Annotated in this window: 18 protein-coding genes; 10 read left to right on the top strand and 8 right to left on the bottom strand. The window is 37.7% G+C overall.

Going from position 1 to position 14674, the window contains the following annotated elements:
* The first annotated feature begins 4 nt into the window (after nucleotides 1–4).
* Both H7A25_21115 and H7A25_21110 read left to right on the top strand, forming a co-directional pair.
* Nucleotides 5–1243 (top strand): hypothetical protein, encoded by a 1239-nt coding sequence (locus H7A25_21115; protein ID MCP5502411.1) that lies wholly within the window; start codon nucleotides 5–7, stop codon nucleotides 1241–1243.
* A gap of 4 nt (nucleotides 1244–1247) precedes the next feature.
* Nucleotides 1248–1727: a hypothetical protein gene (locus tag H7A25_21110; protein ID MCP5502410.1), complete on the top strand. Its 480-nt coding sequence runs from the start codon at nucleotides 1248–1250 to the stop codon at nucleotides 1725–1727.
* On the opposite strand, the gene mtnB is transcribed toward H7A25_21110, so the two are convergent.
* The 5 genes from mtnB to H7A25_21085 all read right to left on the bottom strand — a co-directional run bounded on the left by mtnB (nucleotide 1724) and on the right by H7A25_21085 (nucleotide 5849).
* A complete protein-coding gene (gene mtnB, locus H7A25_21105; protein MCP5502409.1) occupies nucleotides 1724–2368 on the bottom strand; it encodes a methylthioribulose 1-phosphate dehydratase in 645 nt (214 codons plus the stop codon). The two genes, H7A25_21110 and mtnB, sit on opposite strands and share 4 nt — an antisense overlap.
* On the bottom strand, nucleotides 2369–2902 hold the full coding sequence (locus H7A25_21100) for an acireductone dioxygenase (protein MCP5502408.1): 534 nt from the start codon (nucleotides 2900–2902) through the stop codon (nucleotides 2369–2371). It lies immediately after the preceding gene.
* A complete protein-coding gene (efp, locus tag H7A25_21095; GenBank protein ID MCP5502407.1) occupies nucleotides 2902–3468 on the bottom strand; it encodes an elongation factor P in 567 nt (188 codons plus the stop codon). Before efp ends, H7A25_21100 begins: the two co-directional genes overlap by 1 nt.
* A 73-nt stretch (nucleotides 3469–3541) precedes the next feature.
* Nucleotides 3542–3991: a stringent starvation protein B gene (locus H7A25_21090; GenBank protein MCP5502406.1), complete on the bottom strand. Its 450-nt coding sequence runs from the start codon at nucleotides 3989–3991 to the stop codon at nucleotides 3542–3544.
* Nucleotides 3984–5849 carry a polysaccharide biosynthesis protein gene (locus H7A25_21085; GenBank protein ID MCP5502405.1) on the bottom strand — a complete coding sequence of 622 codons (1866 nt, stop codon included), beginning with the start codon at nucleotides 5847–5849 and terminating at the stop codon, nucleotides 3984–3986. Before H7A25_21085 ends, H7A25_21090 begins: the two co-directional genes overlap by 8 nt.
* Before the next feature lie 130 nt (nucleotides 5850–5979).
* Between H7A25_21085 and H7A25_21080 the strand changes: the two genes are divergently transcribed.
* A complete protein-coding gene (locus tag H7A25_21080; GenBank protein ID MCP5502404.1) occupies nucleotides 5980–6474 on the top strand; it encodes a hypothetical protein in 495 nt (164 codons plus the stop codon).
* A 7-nt stretch (nucleotides 6475–6481) separates the two neighbouring features.
* On the top strand, nucleotides 6482–7387 hold the full coding sequence (locus H7A25_21075) for an alpha/beta hydrolase (protein MCP5502403.1): 906 nt from the start codon (nucleotides 6482–6484) through the stop codon (nucleotides 7385–7387).
* 12 nt (nucleotides 7388–7399) lie between these two features.
* On the opposite strand, the gene H7A25_21070 is transcribed toward H7A25_21075, so the two are convergent.
* Nucleotides 7400–8254 carry a formylglycine-generating enzyme family protein gene (locus tag H7A25_21070; protein MCP5502402.1) on the bottom strand — a complete coding sequence of 285 codons (855 nt, stop codon included), beginning with the start codon at nucleotides 8252–8254 and terminating at the stop codon, nucleotides 7400–7402.
* 34 nt (nucleotides 8255–8288) lie between these two features.
* Here H7A25_21070 and H7A25_21065 point away from each other — a divergent pair, with 34 nt between their 5' ends.
* Complete coding sequence (locus H7A25_21065; protein ID MCP5502401.1) at nucleotides 8289–10313, top strand: hypothetical protein; 2025 nt, start codon at nucleotides 8289–8291, stop codon at nucleotides 10311–10313.
* Between the two features lie 13 nt (nucleotides 10314–10326).
* The gene (locus H7A25_21060) at nucleotides 10327–10533 is read left to right on the top strand and encodes a DUF2905 domain-containing protein (GenBank protein ID MCP5502400.1); all 207 of its coding nucleotides are present in this window, start codon (nucleotides 10327–10329) and stop codon (nucleotides 10531–10533) included.
* Between the two features lie 57 nt (nucleotides 10534–10590).
* Here H7A25_21060 and H7A25_21055 read toward each other — a convergent pair whose 3' ends face one another.
* Complete coding sequence (locus H7A25_21055) at nucleotides 10591–11466, bottom strand: AraC family transcriptional regulator (GenBank protein MCP5502399.1); 876 nt, start codon at nucleotides 11464–11466, stop codon at nucleotides 10591–10593.
* Between the two features lie 92 nt (nucleotides 11467–11558).
* Nucleotides 11559–12050, bottom strand: a complete 492-nt coding sequence (locus H7A25_21050; GenBank protein ID MCP5502398.1) for an ATP-binding protein — start codon at nucleotides 12048–12050, stop codon at nucleotides 11559–11561.
* 310 nt (nucleotides 12051–12360) lie between these two features.
* On the opposite strand from H7A25_21050, the gene H7A25_21045 reads away from it, so the two are divergent.
* The 4 genes from H7A25_21045 to H7A25_21030 all read left to right on the top strand — a co-directional run bounded on the left by H7A25_21045 (nucleotide 12361) and on the right by H7A25_21030 (nucleotide 14567).
* Complete coding sequence (locus H7A25_21045) at nucleotides 12361–12573, top strand: hypothetical protein (GenBank protein MCP5502397.1); 213 nt, start codon at nucleotides 12361–12363, stop codon at nucleotides 12571–12573.
* Between the two features lie 343 nt (nucleotides 12574–12916).
* On the top strand, nucleotides 12917–13318 hold the full coding sequence (locus tag H7A25_21040; GenBank protein MCP5502396.1) for a cupin domain-containing protein: 402 nt from the start codon (nucleotides 12917–12919) through the stop codon (nucleotides 13316–13318).
* 133 nt (nucleotides 13319–13451) lie between these two features.
* A complete protein-coding gene (locus H7A25_21035; GenBank protein MCP5502395.1) occupies nucleotides 13452–13811 on the top strand; it encodes a hypothetical protein in 360 nt (119 codons plus the stop codon).
* A gap of 18 nt (nucleotides 13812–13829) precedes the next feature.
* A complete protein-coding gene (locus tag H7A25_21030; GenBank protein MCP5502394.1) occupies nucleotides 13830–14567 on the top strand; it encodes an SDR family oxidoreductase in 738 nt (245 codons plus the stop codon).
* The last annotated feature ends 107 nt before the right edge of the window (nucleotides 14568–14674 follow it).

Here is a 14674-nt window from a genome sequence, read left to right as displayed (position 1 = left end):
TCTCTTGAATATAAAAAAGAAAATTGAAGGGCATGCAGAAAATGTAGGAAATATGAGTCTACAGTCTAAATTTTTTATTTTTCTTTCTGTAATTATAGTGGTCATTATCGGTGCCATGTCGAGTCAGATTTTTGAATCAAATAAGGTTGGATACTACCAGGTAAAACAGGCGGCCATGACAGGTGACATTACGGTTATAAATAAGCCGGGACTATACTTCCAATTATTTGGAGATATTGTTACTTATCACGTTTCGGACATTCATTACTTTTCCAAAAGAGCAGAAGAAGGTGGAACCGGCTATGATGCAGACCCCATTACAGTTCGGTTTAATGATGGAGGTCAGGCCCAGATATCGGGTTCTTTAAAGTTTCGCCTGTCTCAGGTAGAATCAGATCAGATTACCCTGCACAGGGACTTCAAATCTTTTGCAGCAGTAAAAAAAGACTTAATTTTACAGACCATAGTCGAAGCCATGATGCAAACAGCCACTTTAATGAAAGCTGAGGAAATCTATAGTTCGAGGCGTGCAGAATTTACAGCCCTTGTGGAAGAACAGATTCGCAGGGGAATTTATGAAACTCTCCTCGAAGAAAAAGAAATTACTGACCCGGAAGGCAACAGGTTTATAGATAGAACGGTTAAAATTAAATTAGGCGAAAATGGCCAGCCGATTATTCGTAAACCCTCCCCCTTCTCCCTCTATAAAATTGAGATCCTTCAATTTGTAATCAAGGAAATTGACTTTGATAAAACCATCGATGAACTAATTGCTAAGAAAAAAGAGGCGGAACAGCAAAAAATCGTAGCCAAAGCCAAGGCAGAAAGAGCCAAACAGGACGCGATTACAGCCAAACAACAGGGAGACGCTGATGTAGCCAAAGCCAGAGCCGAGTATGAAGTAAAGAAAATTAAAGCGGTGACCGAAGCCGAGCAGCAAAGGGACGTTGCCCGACTCGAAGCTGAGCAGGCCATTGCCGAAGCCAAAGCGAAGATTGCCAGAGGGGAAGCCGAAGCCAGAGTAGCCAGACTGAAAGTTCAGGCGGGTTTAAGTCCACTCGAAAAAGCTACTATCCAAAAAGAAACAGCTATCGGCATTGCAGCTGAAATGGCGAAAATGAAGTTCCCGGAGATGATGATCCTCGGGGGAAATGGGAATAATAATATTAATCCCTTTACCGCTATCGGTCTGGAATCCCTTTTAAACCTTCAGGCAAAAATCAAAAAAGAGGCCAAAGAATAAACAAATGAATGATGGTTCCATTCACATATCCGTACAGCCCGTCTGGGGAACTGTGCGGAATATGCGCTATAAAATACGAAAGCTCCTTGAAGAGTTTGGAGTTGAGATTATCTATGCTTCCGAAATAGTAGCTTCCGAACTATTGGAGAATGCGATTAAATATGGGACCGCAGTTCCTGAGCTAAGTTCGGTTGAATTTCACTTTGAATACTCTCCTAAAGAAATTATTATAAGTGTGAGAAATGGGGTCATTGAAGAAAGTGAAAATTTTAAGATATTCAAATTGTATATTGATAACCTTATCCGCTCAGAAGAGCCTCAAACCCTTTACATTAACCGTTTAAAAGAAATTATTGAAAATCCGGAAGATGAAGGAAGCCGTCTGGGTTTATACCGAATTCCTTTTGAAACCGATTACCTGCTTTCTTATAGGGTTGAAAATAATGTCCTCGAAGTAACAGCTATCTGCAAAATACAGGATTAGAAATCAAGATTTCCTCTTCTGAGAGAAATAACCTGAAGTATATGTTCTGCCGCCTCAAGGTGCTTATTTGCTTCTTCTGCATTTTTTCCCCAGACAGTAATCCCATGGTTTTCGATTAAAAAAAATGGCACTTCAAGTGGATAACTTTTTATAAAAGTAGAAAGCTTCTCTGCAATATCTTCTACCTTACCGTAATTATACAGGCAAAGAACTCGGAAATCAGGATTCTCCCGGAAATCTCCAAACGCTTTCAGCATTTCTATATTAGGAAGAACAAATAAATCCTGGGGATGCTCTCTATCGAGGTGAATATAAAAAGCCGCAGAAGCAGGCGTATGAACGTGTAAGACCGAACCTGCCTCCTGAACTTCAGAGTATATGACCCGATGAAGAGAAGTTTCCGCACTGGGTCGTAATGTGGTTTCACTGACCTTAAAACCACTTATCAAAGAAACAGGAAGAAAATCTTCTTTTGTCAGGCAGGATTTATTTCTACCCGAAGCAGTAATCCAGACCTCTCCCTTTTCTCTATCAATGATGGAAAGATTCCCTGCTGTTGCATACATCCAGGCACGGGAATAATATTGTCTCGAATATTGAATTAACAGTTCAATCTCAGATGAAAGTTCTTCTGAGTTCATTCAGTCTATAGAATTAGGTTCGTCTACATAATTGGGAACCCAGCCACTGGTATCCGAGAAATAACGTACAGCCTTAATCCGTTTTTTCTCATCCAGATAAAACCAGTGATTGATGTTCTTTGGAACAAAAATGAAATCTTCCTTTTCTACATGAACCAGGAACTTTTCTCCGTTTGAGAGGGTAAAACCAAAAATCCCGGTTCCATCGATAATATAGCGAACCTCATCATCGGAATGAAAGTGAACCTTATCGAATTTGGCGAGCATTTCATCCAGGCCGGGAACCTCAGGATGTAAGACAACCAGGTCTCTGGTTCTGTAACCAAACTTAGTCTGTAGTTCTAAGAAATATTGATTCACATGCCCGAGTAACTCTTCTTTTTCGGAATCACTCAGAACCTGTTTACCGGTAAGAATATTCGCAGATTCAGGTACGGGCCAGTGGTCGTATTCCACTCCCCTGTCTTTTAAGAAAGCTTTTACAGCTGACTTTTCTGTAATTTCAGGTTTTCCTTTTTGAACAATCGTTGCCATTACTTATTGACCCTCTCTACATAGCTTAAATCCCTCAGGTCAATTTTAAGAACATCACCCTGTTTTACAAAGATAGGAACATTGATTTCTCCACCGGTTTCTACGGTTACTCGCTTTAAAGCTGTTCCGGAAGTATCTCCCTTCAGACCTTCTTCAGCATAGGTTACTTCAAGTTCGACAAAGTTTGGTGGTATAACACCGATGGCCTTGGATTCATAGAAAGTTACTTCTACCGGGGTTTCTTCTTTCATGAAAGGAAGAATTTCCTCTACGTATTCTTCAGGAACATGAATTTGTTCGTAGTCATTCACATCCATAAAGACAATGTGCCTTTCTTCCCGGTAGCAATACGTCATATTCCTTTTTTCCAGCTCTACGCTTTCAAGCTTTTCAGAAGCCTTAAAAGTCCGTTCAAGGGTACTGTTCTTGGTCAGGCTTTTTAACTTAGTTCTAATGAATGCACTTCCCTTTCCCGGGTTCACAAACTCTGTTTTAACAACGGAAAACAGGTCTCCTTCCACTTTTAAAACCATCCCTTTCTTCACTTCCGTGATACCTAAAGTCATCTATACCTCTATTCTATATGCCACTTTTGTTTTACCAAGCTCCGAGAGTTCACCCGGTGTCAAGGATTTAAACTCAGGAGTCCTTGCGACTGAAATCTACCTGTATTACCTTGGATTCTTTGGATTCCACTTTCTTCTCTTCTTTGGGTTTACCGCTCGGAGGTTGGAATTGTAATTCATCCGTAAATACTCTCATCTGGGTAATGGCATTCTGGGACTTATCATAGACCCGGAAAAGGGCATCCCAGGGTATAATTAACTTTTCCCAGTTAAACCCAAATTGTAATTCCATGTAGAGAAATTCCTGCTCATGGAAAATTTCCCGCACCGCCTGAGGTCCGAGAACCAGGACTATACCGGCTTCTTTTTCTTCACCTACCAGACCTCTTTTTCCAATTTCAAGGTTAGGATGCGGAATCACATGGATATAAAAAGTTCCGAACTTTTCGGAGTATGTTTTCAATACACCAGATTTAAAATCTCTTAAATATTTCTTTTCTTCAGGGCCCAGTTTACTACTCATTTTTCACCTTTTGGGAAGTAATATATTCATCATGACGTTTGTATTCTGTTACAATCTTTTTAAATAGCTGAAAGATTTCTTCTCTTTTACCTGCCCTGGCTACCTGAAATAACTCATTCAGATCCTCAAGAAAACGCATTCGGTTAATAGATTCTGAATGCGCGGCTATCATTATTTTGGGATGATGGGTTTTCTTTATGCCTTCCATCCCCAATAATAACTCTTCGTATAATTTTTCTCCCGGTCGGAGTCCTGTAAAAACGATATCAATGTCTTTATAAGGTTGCAAACCGGATAAACGAATCATCTCTTCAGCTAATTCCAGTATCTTTACCGGTTCTCCCATATCCAGTAAAAAAATTTCTCCGCGCTCTCCCATGGCCCCGGCCTGGATGACTAATTGGGAGGCTTCGGGTATCGTCATGAAATAGCGGATGATGTCCGGATGAGTAACCGTAATAGGACCTCCATTTTCTATCTGCTCTTTAAAACGAGGAATTACACTTCCATTGGATCCGAGGACATTTCCAAAGCGAACCGTTACAAATCTGGTTCGAGACGCAGGAGCAATGTATTGTATATATAGTTCGGCGGCTCGTTTACTCGCTCCCATGATATTCACAGGATTAACCGCCTTATCAGTAGAGATTAAAACAAACTTATCGACACCGGAGAGCTGGGAGATGTCCGCAACATTTTTTGTGCCCTGTACATTATTTAAAACGGCTTCCTCCGGGTTTATTTCCATCAAAGGGACATGTTTATAAGCAGCACAGTGAAAAACAACGGAGGGCTTCCAGGTCTCAAAAATGGAACTCAGACGGGAAACATTTTTTACATCCGCGATAAGGGATACATATTCAATATGTTCCGGATTGGTAGTTCTTAATTCATAATCAATATGATACAGGGGAGTTTCTGCCGAATCGAGCAAGATAACTCTTGATGGACCAAAGCGGGAGACCTGCCTTGAGATTTCACTTCCTATAGAACCGGCAGCACCTGTAATTAAAATAGTTTTTCCCTGGAGATAAGAACGAATAGAGGCAATCTCTAAATCTACTGCATCTCTACCCAGAAGGTCTTCTACCCGTATCTCTCGAATCTGACTCACACTTAATTTCCCGGAAAAAATATCACTAAAAGAAGGGACTATTTTGATAATGATATGGAACCTCTCGCAGACGGATTTAATCCAACTGATTTGCTTTCCTACCAGTTTGTTGGAAGTAATAATCACTTCTTTTACTTCATTCTCCTGAATAATTCTCTCCAGTTCATTGACAAGACCCAGTACCGGTAAACCGTGAATATGGGCTCCTACTTTATTATTATCATCATCCAAAAAACCAATGGGTTTCAGACCCAGATCCGTCTGCCTCCTGAGTTCGGTTAATAACATGGCACCCAGTTTTCCGGCTCCGATGAGAAGAGTCGGGAGTCCGGCATTTCGTTCTTCGAGATAGTAATCTCGCATCAACCTCCAGGAAAAACTCCGAAAGCATAGAAAGCTCAAAAGTAAAAGACCGTCCAGCACCTGTACCATCCTGGATTGATGATGAAAGCGGTTATAAAAAAGTAGGGTCACGGTAGAAACAAGAGAAGAAATGATGGTGGTTTTAATGATTTCTAAAAGGTCATGAATGGAGGCATAAGCCCAGATAGAACGATAGATATTCGAAAAGATAAAAACAATGGAACGAGAACCTACTACCACCAGCATAGAAAGGGTAAATTTCATTGGATTCGCAATAAACTCAAAACTCTCATATCGAATCCAGTGGGCCAGGAAAAAAGATAGGATCATGAAGCCCATATCTATCGGAAATATCAGGTATCGTTTGTATTGATTCAACATAAAACTAAATCTACTTGTAAAAAAAATCGGTTTCTGCTTTAAATGTAATAAGGATTATAATCCATTTAAAATGAAGGTTTCATTTCCAATAGTACATTATATATCATAAATCATTTTTCAGGAAAAATCATTGTTTAAAATTAGAAAAATTCTTATTCATCTTTCCGGCATACTCGATAGACACCTTTCCAGGGATTTACAGAAAGAAATACTGGATGTTTCTCCCGGTCCGGCCCTGATTCTTTTAAACTTTTCGGATGTATCTGCTATCGAAGTAGGTAGTTCAGACTACCTTCCCGAAACATTTCAAAATTCAGGTATGTACCTATATTTTGGCATCGCCGGCTTAAAGGAAGAAAGCCATTCCCAGCTATCTATTTTCGCGGGAGACAAAAGACTGGAATTTTTCCAGGATGTGGAAAGTGGTAAAGCTTACTTTGAGCATTTTGAAAAAGACCTGGAAGAAAAACTAAAAAGAGCGAATGCTAAGAAAAAAGGAGTCATTATCCGCTGTCCGGGATGTGATGCACGCTTAAGGGTGCGTTCGAGGGGGAATCATCAATGCCCTTCCTGCAAGAGCAAATTTACTATCTTACCGGACATGAGTATTGTCCTAAAAAAGTAGAAATACCATGATGAAACGACTTACCCTTGCCTTCTTGCTACTGGCCCTTTTGATGTATCTATCGATAGGTATTTATTTTGCTTTTGAGATAGTAGCATTCCAAACCAGAACCTTAGAGCAGGATAAAGTCTATCATCGCTTTCGCTCCTTCTCCCAACTTAAACTACCCGAAAATGCAAAAGAAGTTTTTATTGAGTCCTCAGGCATAAAACTTGCCGGATCTTATTTTGAAAAATCATCTTCCGATTGTGGAATTATTTACAATCATGGATATTCGGGAACCCGCTACCATATGTACAAATATGCTTATATCTTTGAGAAGTATAACTGTCACGAAATCTATTTAGATGCAAGACACCACGGAAAAAGCGAAGGAAAATATGGCACATTCGGATATCATGAGAAAAACGATCTTCTAAATGTGAGCACCTATCTTCAGAAAAAGGCAGGTTTAAAAACTAAACGCATTGCTTTTGTTGGAGTATCTTACGGGGCTTCTATTTCTTTACAGGCTGTCGGTAAAAGTAAAGAGATGTTCTGGTTTGTACTGGCAGATTCTCCTTATAAAGATATGAAATCGATACTAACTGAACAGGCTTTAAAACGATACCCTATATATATACAATTCTCAGCTCCTGCTGCATTTTTCTTTGCCTCCCTGTTTGCAGACTTTCGTCCGGACGAAGTATCTGCCGAAAAACTGGCTTCCGACATTCACTGCCCGGTTCTTATCATTCATTCCAACTCAGATGTATATACCCTTCCCTACCATTCCAAAGTAATCTTTCAAAACTTGAAGCACCCCAAAAGTAAACTCCTTTTAACAGATTGGAATGCCGTTCATGGAAAATCCATGCAGGCAAGACCCGAACAGTATAAAATGGAAGTTCAACAATTTGTAGATAGTCTATAAGGAACTCCTTTTCTATAAATCTTCTCTGATAAGCCGAAAACCATAGTGACTTTCTATTGTTTCGGGTGGTGCAAATTCTCTAACAGAAACACGAAGCATAACATGGGCATCAAACCAACTTCCACCTCTCAGAACTTTGGGTGCACTCTGATTTGTTTGTTTTCTTTCTTTAGCAGGCTTATAGGCATCCTTATCATAATTATCTTCGCACCACTCCCAGATATTTCCTGACATATCATAAAAGCCCCAAAAATTTGGTTTCATTTGTTTAACAGGATGCGGATTTCCACCTGAGTTTTTCTTATACCAGGCAAAACCCTCTTCAAACTCAAAGCCCCAGGAATATGGAGTGATTAAATCCGTTCGAGCTACATACTCCCACTCAGCTTCTTTTGGAAGCCGATAGCGTACCTTTTCTTTTTCAGAAAGCCAATCGGCAAAGGCTTTAGCGTCGTTATAACTAATACAAATAACAGGTGTATCGGGTTTGGGAAGATGAGTATAACAGCTTCTGAATGTATTTGTCGAATGTATTTTCTCTGCCTCCGTCTTATAGGAAGTCTCCTTTATAAACAGCATAAATTCACGATTGGTAACTTCTGTTACGGCCATATAAAAAGACTTTCGGATTTCAACCTCGTGTTCGGGCTTCTCGTCTTCATCACAGAAGGCATCGGCCTTACTACAACCCATGAGAAATTCTCCTGCCGGCACCTGTATAAATTCCATCCCGATAGAATTAGTTACTCGATTCAAATCCCCGTGCCTCTGACTCCTGAGTTTCATGACTACCTGACATGAGAGATTCAGGATAAGCGAAAAATATAAAATCTTTTTTAAAATACTTCTTGAATTCTTATAACTCACCCTTCACTCTTATCTCAGTTTGGCATTTTTTTCAATGAAAAGATTTTTTAAGATCCTTAGAAAGTTGTTTATAGGTTGGTTCTTTTTTAGCCTGTTCTTCTTTTCTCTTCCCCTACTCCTGTATATACCTCTATTTTTAAACCCAAATTTTTACAAAGATTTAATAGTTGAGAATGTAAATCGGTATACGGATTATAGGCTACAAATTGAAGACCTAAAATTTGCTGTATATCCCTCTCTTCATCTTTCCTTTGATACCCTTCATGTGGATTTTCCCAAAGAGAAACTCAAGTTAGTCGATCTAAAAACTCTAAGTGTAAGCATATTCTGGCCCGGTTTTTTTGCCGGACAGGCTATCTCTATCGATGAATTTTCCCTCAAGAATGGCCTTGTAGATGTACCTGCTATTTTAAAAAGTCTGACGGATTCAAAAGAAGAGAAAAAAGAAGACCCCGCAAAAAAAGATAGTTCAAAAAGAATCATTGAATTTCTCGACAAGAAATTACATTTCAACCTTTCTATTGAAAACCTGGAGATAAAAATAAGAAACTTCCATCCGAAGATCATTAAACATGAACTTATTTTAACTAAATTGAATATTTCCTATAGATCCTTTAGCCAGCTCAAACTCGATTTAGATAGTTTATTTGGAAAATCTAATTTACTTATTTCCGCAAAGGGAGGCATCGACCCGAAAGAACTATCCGTTCCCTCTATCTTTTTAGATGCAGATATAGAATTAAACAAATTTCCTCTCTATGAATATGCAAATTATTTGAAGTCTCTTCCCTCTATTGTCTTATCCGGCACCCATGCAAACCTGAAAGTAAAGATTAACAAAAAGAAGTCCGCTTCTATTTTTTCAAGTTCAATTCCGTATCTTCATATACAGCCCTTACAGTATAAAGGTGATGATAACAAATTACATGCACTCGGCCCGATCCTGCTTTCCGGTAAACTTCATTACCCTTTTGGAACAAAAAAACTTCAAACGGAATCTTTAAAGATAAATATAGGAAATCTCTTAGACCTGGATATAGATTCTTCTCTAAATTTCACTTATCGCCCAAATCTAAAACTTCGCATACATTCCAATCGGGTCAATGTGGATAAAATTTTAGCTTTTACTAATTCTCTAAACACAAAAGAAGAAAGCAAAATAATAAAACCAGAAACCGAAGAAAAAAAAGAACAGGCAAAGCTAAACTTATTTGTAGACCTGCACTACTCTGCCGGGTTAATACATTATGATAAATACAATATCCGACGGTATTATCTAAATAGCGTATTAAATAATGAATATCTCCATTTTACAAGCGGTTTAATAAATTTTTTCAAGGGACAGCTTAAGATAAGCGGAGATATTTTTTTAAAAGATACAATTCGAGTTCTGGCCAATGTCAAACTTCAGGACATTGACATGAAAGAACTATCTAAGGAATATTTGGGGAATAATATGATAGAAGGAACCCTGCATACAGCTCTTAAAGTCCGGACGGATAACCAATACAAAAATAAAGACTTCTTTTCCAATTTATATGCCAGCGGTTCGAGCCTTCTTCTTAACGGAGTTCTGCATGATAGGGCTGACATTCTCTACCCTATTCGTTTTTTGAATAAAATCATCCCTTCTGACAAGAAACTAAATTCAAATTTATCTCGCTACAAAACTATAGATATTGCTTATTTAGTTAAAAATAAACGATTCAAAATAAAACACTTCGATATGCAGGGAAGTATTTTTAATACTCTTGGCAAAGCTGATATAGGTTTAGATAATCCTAAAGATGATATTTCAGCCAGCTTAATGGTTTCGAGTAGTTTGGCCGGTAAGGGTCTAAAAATTCCAATGCACTATTCCCGCTCTGATTATATGCCTTTTAGTATTGATAAGGTGTGGTTGGCAGGAGTATACACCGGGATGGTAATGGGAGGACCGATTGGTGCTGTTATAGGTTCAGCTCTATCCGAAAAAGCAGGAGCCACCATTACGACCCTACAGAACAAAGGTTTAAAAAACGTGAATGCTTTAACAAAAGATTTTTTTACTAACGAATAGGCAGGAGGTGAATATGGCAAAGTATTTAATTCTTATCGGGATTTTTTTAACCGTATCGGGCATCCTTTTATATGTGACTCCCGGTGTCTTAAACTGGTTTGGTAGATTACCGGGAGATATTCGAATCGAAACAGAAAATACGAAGGTATTTATTCCTTTCACTTCTATGATTATAGTAAGTCTGCTTCTAAGCTTGCTTTCCTACTTTCTCAATAGGTAAACTTACGATTTGAATTTATAACCTTCTTTTTTTAATTCTTACCGATTAAATTTTCTTTTACGTATGTGCAGCCGTATCTTTAGCCGGAGGTAATCCAAATAGTCTTTTGTATTCTCGGTTAAATTGGGATATACTTTCGTAGCCTACATGATATGCTGCATTGTAGGCCTTGATTCCCTCTTCGAGCATTAACATTTTAGCTTTTTGGAGTTTTATATTCTTGATATATTGTAAAGGAGAAGTATTCGTTACTGCTTTAAAACTGGAATGAAATGCCGAAATGCTCATTCCGGCTTCAAAAGCAAGAGAGTTTAAATCAAATTTGGCATTATAGGATTTATGGATCTTATCAAGTATTTTGGCTATCTGGAAAAAGTGCTGATTTTTATAAGCCAGGGCACGAAGTGCATTTCCTTTTTCTCCACATAGAACTCTATATATAATTTCCTTAACAATCATCGGTCCGAGAAAACTACGATCAGCAGGAGAAGAAAGCGACTCTAAAAGTCTGGTAATAGCATCAATTAAATAGTTGTCTATGTTAGCAGAGTAAATGCCTTTCGGAATAAATTCGGAATTTTGTATATTACTATCTATTTTCAGCATGATCTCCCCTATTGTAGAAGGATCTACTTTTACAGTAAGGCCCAGTAAGGGTTTTTCTTCAGTAGCATTTGTTTCACATTCAAGGGGTAGTGGCACAGAAAGAACAAGATAATTGAGGGGATCGTATTTAAATTCTTCTTCACCAACAAATACCCGTTTACTACCCTGGGCCAAAAAAATGATACTGGGTTCATAGGTCTTAGGTTCTCTTGGAGTAGCTCTGGTAATGCGAAAAATATCTACTTTATCTATAATATCAAAAATAACACCTTCTTCCGGAACAAGATTATCAAGTAATTCAAGTGTTCTATTGTGATTCATATACATTCTCCTATTTCATAGAATCAATTAAAGCTCTAATAACAACTACTATCTTTTTTACTTCTTCAAGATAAGTGAGGACATTACTCCTTTAAATCCTATTGACTAAGAACTTCAATATTAAATTCTTCATCATCAGTTGGAGCTTGAAAATAACTGCTTACCTGATAAAAAACCTCTTCCGTATCAAATCGAGCTCGCTCCGGAGAACTCTTCCTTCGTTGTTCAAGCCGTTTTAAACAAAGTCCATCATCTGCTTTTAGGTAAATCAATTTATGCGGTATCTGAGCTCCTGAAAATATTTCTTTAAACCATGCTCTCTGTTGTCTTGTGTTCCCGGGAAAATCCATCACTACAGAAATACCCGAATGTAAGATTCTTTGCACATGCTCTTTCAATAGAGGCTTCAATCGTGATGAATATTTAATGTAGTCATCAAAGTTTTTTATTTCCTCCGGATAAATAGCAGAAAGCCAATCATCTTCAGATAAATAAATGGCCTTAAGTTCATCGACAAGCTTTTTAGAATAAGTAGATTTTCCTGCTCCCATCTTTCCGCAGAAAAAAAACAGAGTTCCCTTTAAATTCATTGTTACTTCTTCCTTAGATAAAGTTTATTTTTTAGCTTTTCTAATAAAACAAGTATCTTTTTTACTTTTGTAGGATCGATGCCTATGTAGTTTCTCGGATACAGGATTCAATCAAAACCAGTGCATCTTCAATTCCCATAGGAATTCCCTATGATGAAACGAAAATTCCCGATTACAGAGTTTCCGGAATTAATAAAAAAGATAAAATTCGTCTTTATAATTCATTAGGAAGTAATGTATACTTGACCGATAATGAATTTAATGGTATGGTTCCAATAATAGAAGCATACCTTAGAAAGGTAAAAATATTATGAGTTCATTAGAAAAAAAGGCAGAGAAGATTACAGAATCAGAACTTGAACAACTTTTATTCAAAGCAAAAAATAAAACTATTACTGAAGAGGAGTTTATAGTTTTTTATTATATAAGAATGAGAGATGACGTTCAAGATAAAATAATAGTAACTGAAGAAAAAGCAAGAGAGCAATACCGTTCCTATAAAGTAGAATTTGGAATTATATAAAAACCCTTCACAAAATGCGACTCTCTTCCATGCTATTCTACAATCATCATGGAATTCGAGCTACGATTTGACAGGGCTTCAATTGAGCCTATAGTTTCTGAAAATGGATTTTTGAAAGTGCGTGTGAAACTCACACAGCCCAGAACCTTTTTTACTTTTGTAGGATCAGGCAATCTTTCGTAGAATCAGGTATTTTCCTTCTTTAAATAATATGAGATAATAAAGCTATAAACATAACAGGAGAACCTGTTTAAAAGAGGAGAATAAAATGAGATTAGCTATACTTTTATTATTAGCTCTTATTTCTACTTGTAGTACAGTCAAGGAGAGTATAAATTCTCAAATGGTAATTACTCGAAAAGAAACTCAGTCTACATTAAATGTTCCGACAAAACTATTCACCGGTCCGGTAGAAGTAAAAGGATTATTAGATATTAAAGAACCCCGTAAAGTGTCAGGGGCTTTAGTTACCTTCTTTCCAAAGTCCAGAACCAACTGGCATACACATCCAATGGGACAGTTAATGATAGTGACAGAAGGAAATGGACTTATTCAACAATGGGGAGGAAAAATTCAAAGTATTAAAAGCGGAGATGTTATTTGGACTCCCCCCGGAGTCAAACACTGGCACGGTGCAGATAAGTCAGAAAGAATGAGTCATGTTGTGATACAAGAATCCAAAGATGGAAAGAACGTTGAATGGATGGAAGCTGTTTCGGATGAACAATACAATCAAAGCAATTAAATCAACTTTTTAAAAAAATAAATGGAGAAATCGAATGAAGAATCGGATGTATTTAGTGGCTCTGACTTTTATAATCTGTATTTCAGCTTATGCTAATGAACCTAAATCTATAAAAAGGATACCCGGAAAAAATATGAAAATTAGAATTATAATGGATACCCACATACTCACAGCTACAATATATAACAATCCAACAGCCAGGGATTTTGTGTCCCTACTACCCTTAAGCATCAAGTTGGATGATTATGCGAATACAGAAAAGATATTTTATTTACCTAAAAAACTGTCATTGCAGGATGCCCCTGCCGGTATGGAACCCTCAAAAGGAGACATTACCTATTATGCTCCATGGGGAAACATAGCTATTTTTTACAGGAATTTCCAGTATGCTAAAGGTCTCGTTATTTTAGGAAAAATAGATTCTGACATAAGTATTTTAGAAAAATGGAATAAATCAAAAGAAGTGAAAATTGAGATACTTAAACCCGAGTAAAATTAGAGGAGATTTAAAATGGAAGATCGTAAAAAAGTAATATTAATCACAGGCGCATCCAGTGGAATCGGAGAAGCAACAGCAAAAAAACTTGCTCTGAAAGGTGAAAAAGTGATTATGTTTGCAAGGCGAGAATCAGAGCTTAAACGTATAGCCGACTCAGTTCCGAATACAGAAATCAGTTATGTCGTCGGTAATGTTTCAAATTATGCAGATATTGAAACAATGGTTAATCGAGCTATGGAAAAATATGGTCGTGTTGATGTTCTATTTAATAATGCCGGAGTCATGCCTACAGCTCCATTAGTTGAGGGTAGAAGGAATGAATGGCAGGATATGTTAGACATCAATGTCACGGGTGTATTAAATGGTATCGCAGCAGCCCTACCTATCATGGTAAAACAGAAAAGTGGCCATATTATCACTACAGATTCGGTTGCAGGCCATGTAGTCTACCCGGGCTCGGCTGTATACTGTGGAACCAAATTCATGGTACGAGCAGTAATGGAAGGTCTGAGGCAGGAGCATTTAAATGATAATATAAAATCTACCATCATATCTCCGGGAGCCGTAAAGACAAATCTGCTCAGTACAATCAATGACGATTCGGTAGTCGAACAGTTAAAACAGTTCTTCGAAGCTATTGATGCACTGAAACCTGAACAGGTTGCAGATGCTGTGGTGTTTGCAATTGATACGGATCCAAATGTCTCTATCAGTGAGATTTTACTCAGACCCACAAAGCAAACCATATAGTTACTCGTATTTTCTCTTAAGGGTTTATTCAAACATCCCTTAAGAGAGATGAACTAAAAGTCTTTGTATATCTATCACTGCAATGTTCTTCCACTATTTTTTAAACT

The sequence above is a fragment of the Leptospiraceae bacterium genome (assembly GCA_024233835.1).
GTDB lineage: Bacteria > Spirochaetota > Leptospiria > Leptospirales > Leptospiraceae > JACKPC01.
This window is presented reverse-complemented; position numbering and strand designations above follow the sequence as displayed.

Bases quoted from the DNA above. Each gene is read 5' to 3' on its own strand.
- H7A25_21110 (MCP5502410.1), top strand. From the start codon at position 1,248: ATGAATGATGGTTCCATTCACATATCCGTACAGCCCGTCTGGGGAACT.
- mtnB (MCP5502409.1), bottom strand. From the start codon at position 2,368: ATGAACTCAGAAGAACTTTCATCTGAGATTGAACTGTTAATTCAATAT.
- H7A25_21100 (MCP5502408.1), bottom strand. From the start codon at position 2,902: ATGGCAACGATTGTTCAAAAAGGAAAACCTGAAATTACAGAAAAGTCA.
- efp (MCP5502407.1), bottom strand. From the start codon at position 3,468: ATGACTTTAGGTATCACGGAAGTGAAGAAAGGGATGGTTTTAAAAGTG.
- H7A25_21090 (MCP5502406.1), bottom strand. From the start codon at position 3,991: ATGAGTAGTAAACTGGGCCCTGAAGAAAAGAAATATTTAAGAGATTTT.
- H7A25_21085 (MCP5502405.1), bottom strand. From the start codon at position 5,849: ATGTTGAATCAATACAAACGATACCTGATATTTCCGATAGATATGGGC.
- H7A25_21075 (MCP5502403.1), top strand. From the start codon at position 6,482: ATGATGAAACGACTTACCCTTGCCTTCTTGCTACTGGCCCTTTTGATG.
- H7A25_21065 (MCP5502401.1), top strand. From the start codon at position 8,289: ATGAAAAGATTTTTTAAGATCCTTAGAAAGTTGTTTATAGGTTGGTTC.
- H7A25_21060 (MCP5502400.1), top strand. From the start codon at position 10,327: ATGGCAAAGTATTTAATTCTTATCGGGATTTTTTTAACCGTATCGGGC.
- H7A25_21055 (MCP5502399.1), bottom strand. From the start codon at position 11,466: ATGTATATGAATCACAATAGAACACTTGAATTACTTGATAATCTTGTT.
- H7A25_21050 (MCP5502398.1), bottom strand. From the start codon at position 12,050: ATGAATTTAAAGGGAACTCTGTTTTTTTTCTGCGGAAAGATGGGAGCA.
- H7A25_21045 (MCP5502397.1), top strand. From the start codon at position 12,361: ATGAGTTCATTAGAAAAAAAGGCAGAGAAGATTACAGAATCAGAACTT.
- H7A25_21040 (MCP5502396.1), top strand. From the start codon at position 12,917: ATGGTAATTACTCGAAAAGAAACTCAGTCTACATTAAATGTTCCGACA.
- H7A25_21035 (MCP5502395.1), top strand. From the start codon at position 13,452: ATGAAAATTAGAATTATAATGGATACCCACATACTCACAGCTACAATA.
- H7A25_21030 (MCP5502394.1), top strand. From the start codon at position 13,830: ATGGAAGATCGTAAAAAAGTAATATTAATCACAGGCGCATCCAGTGGA.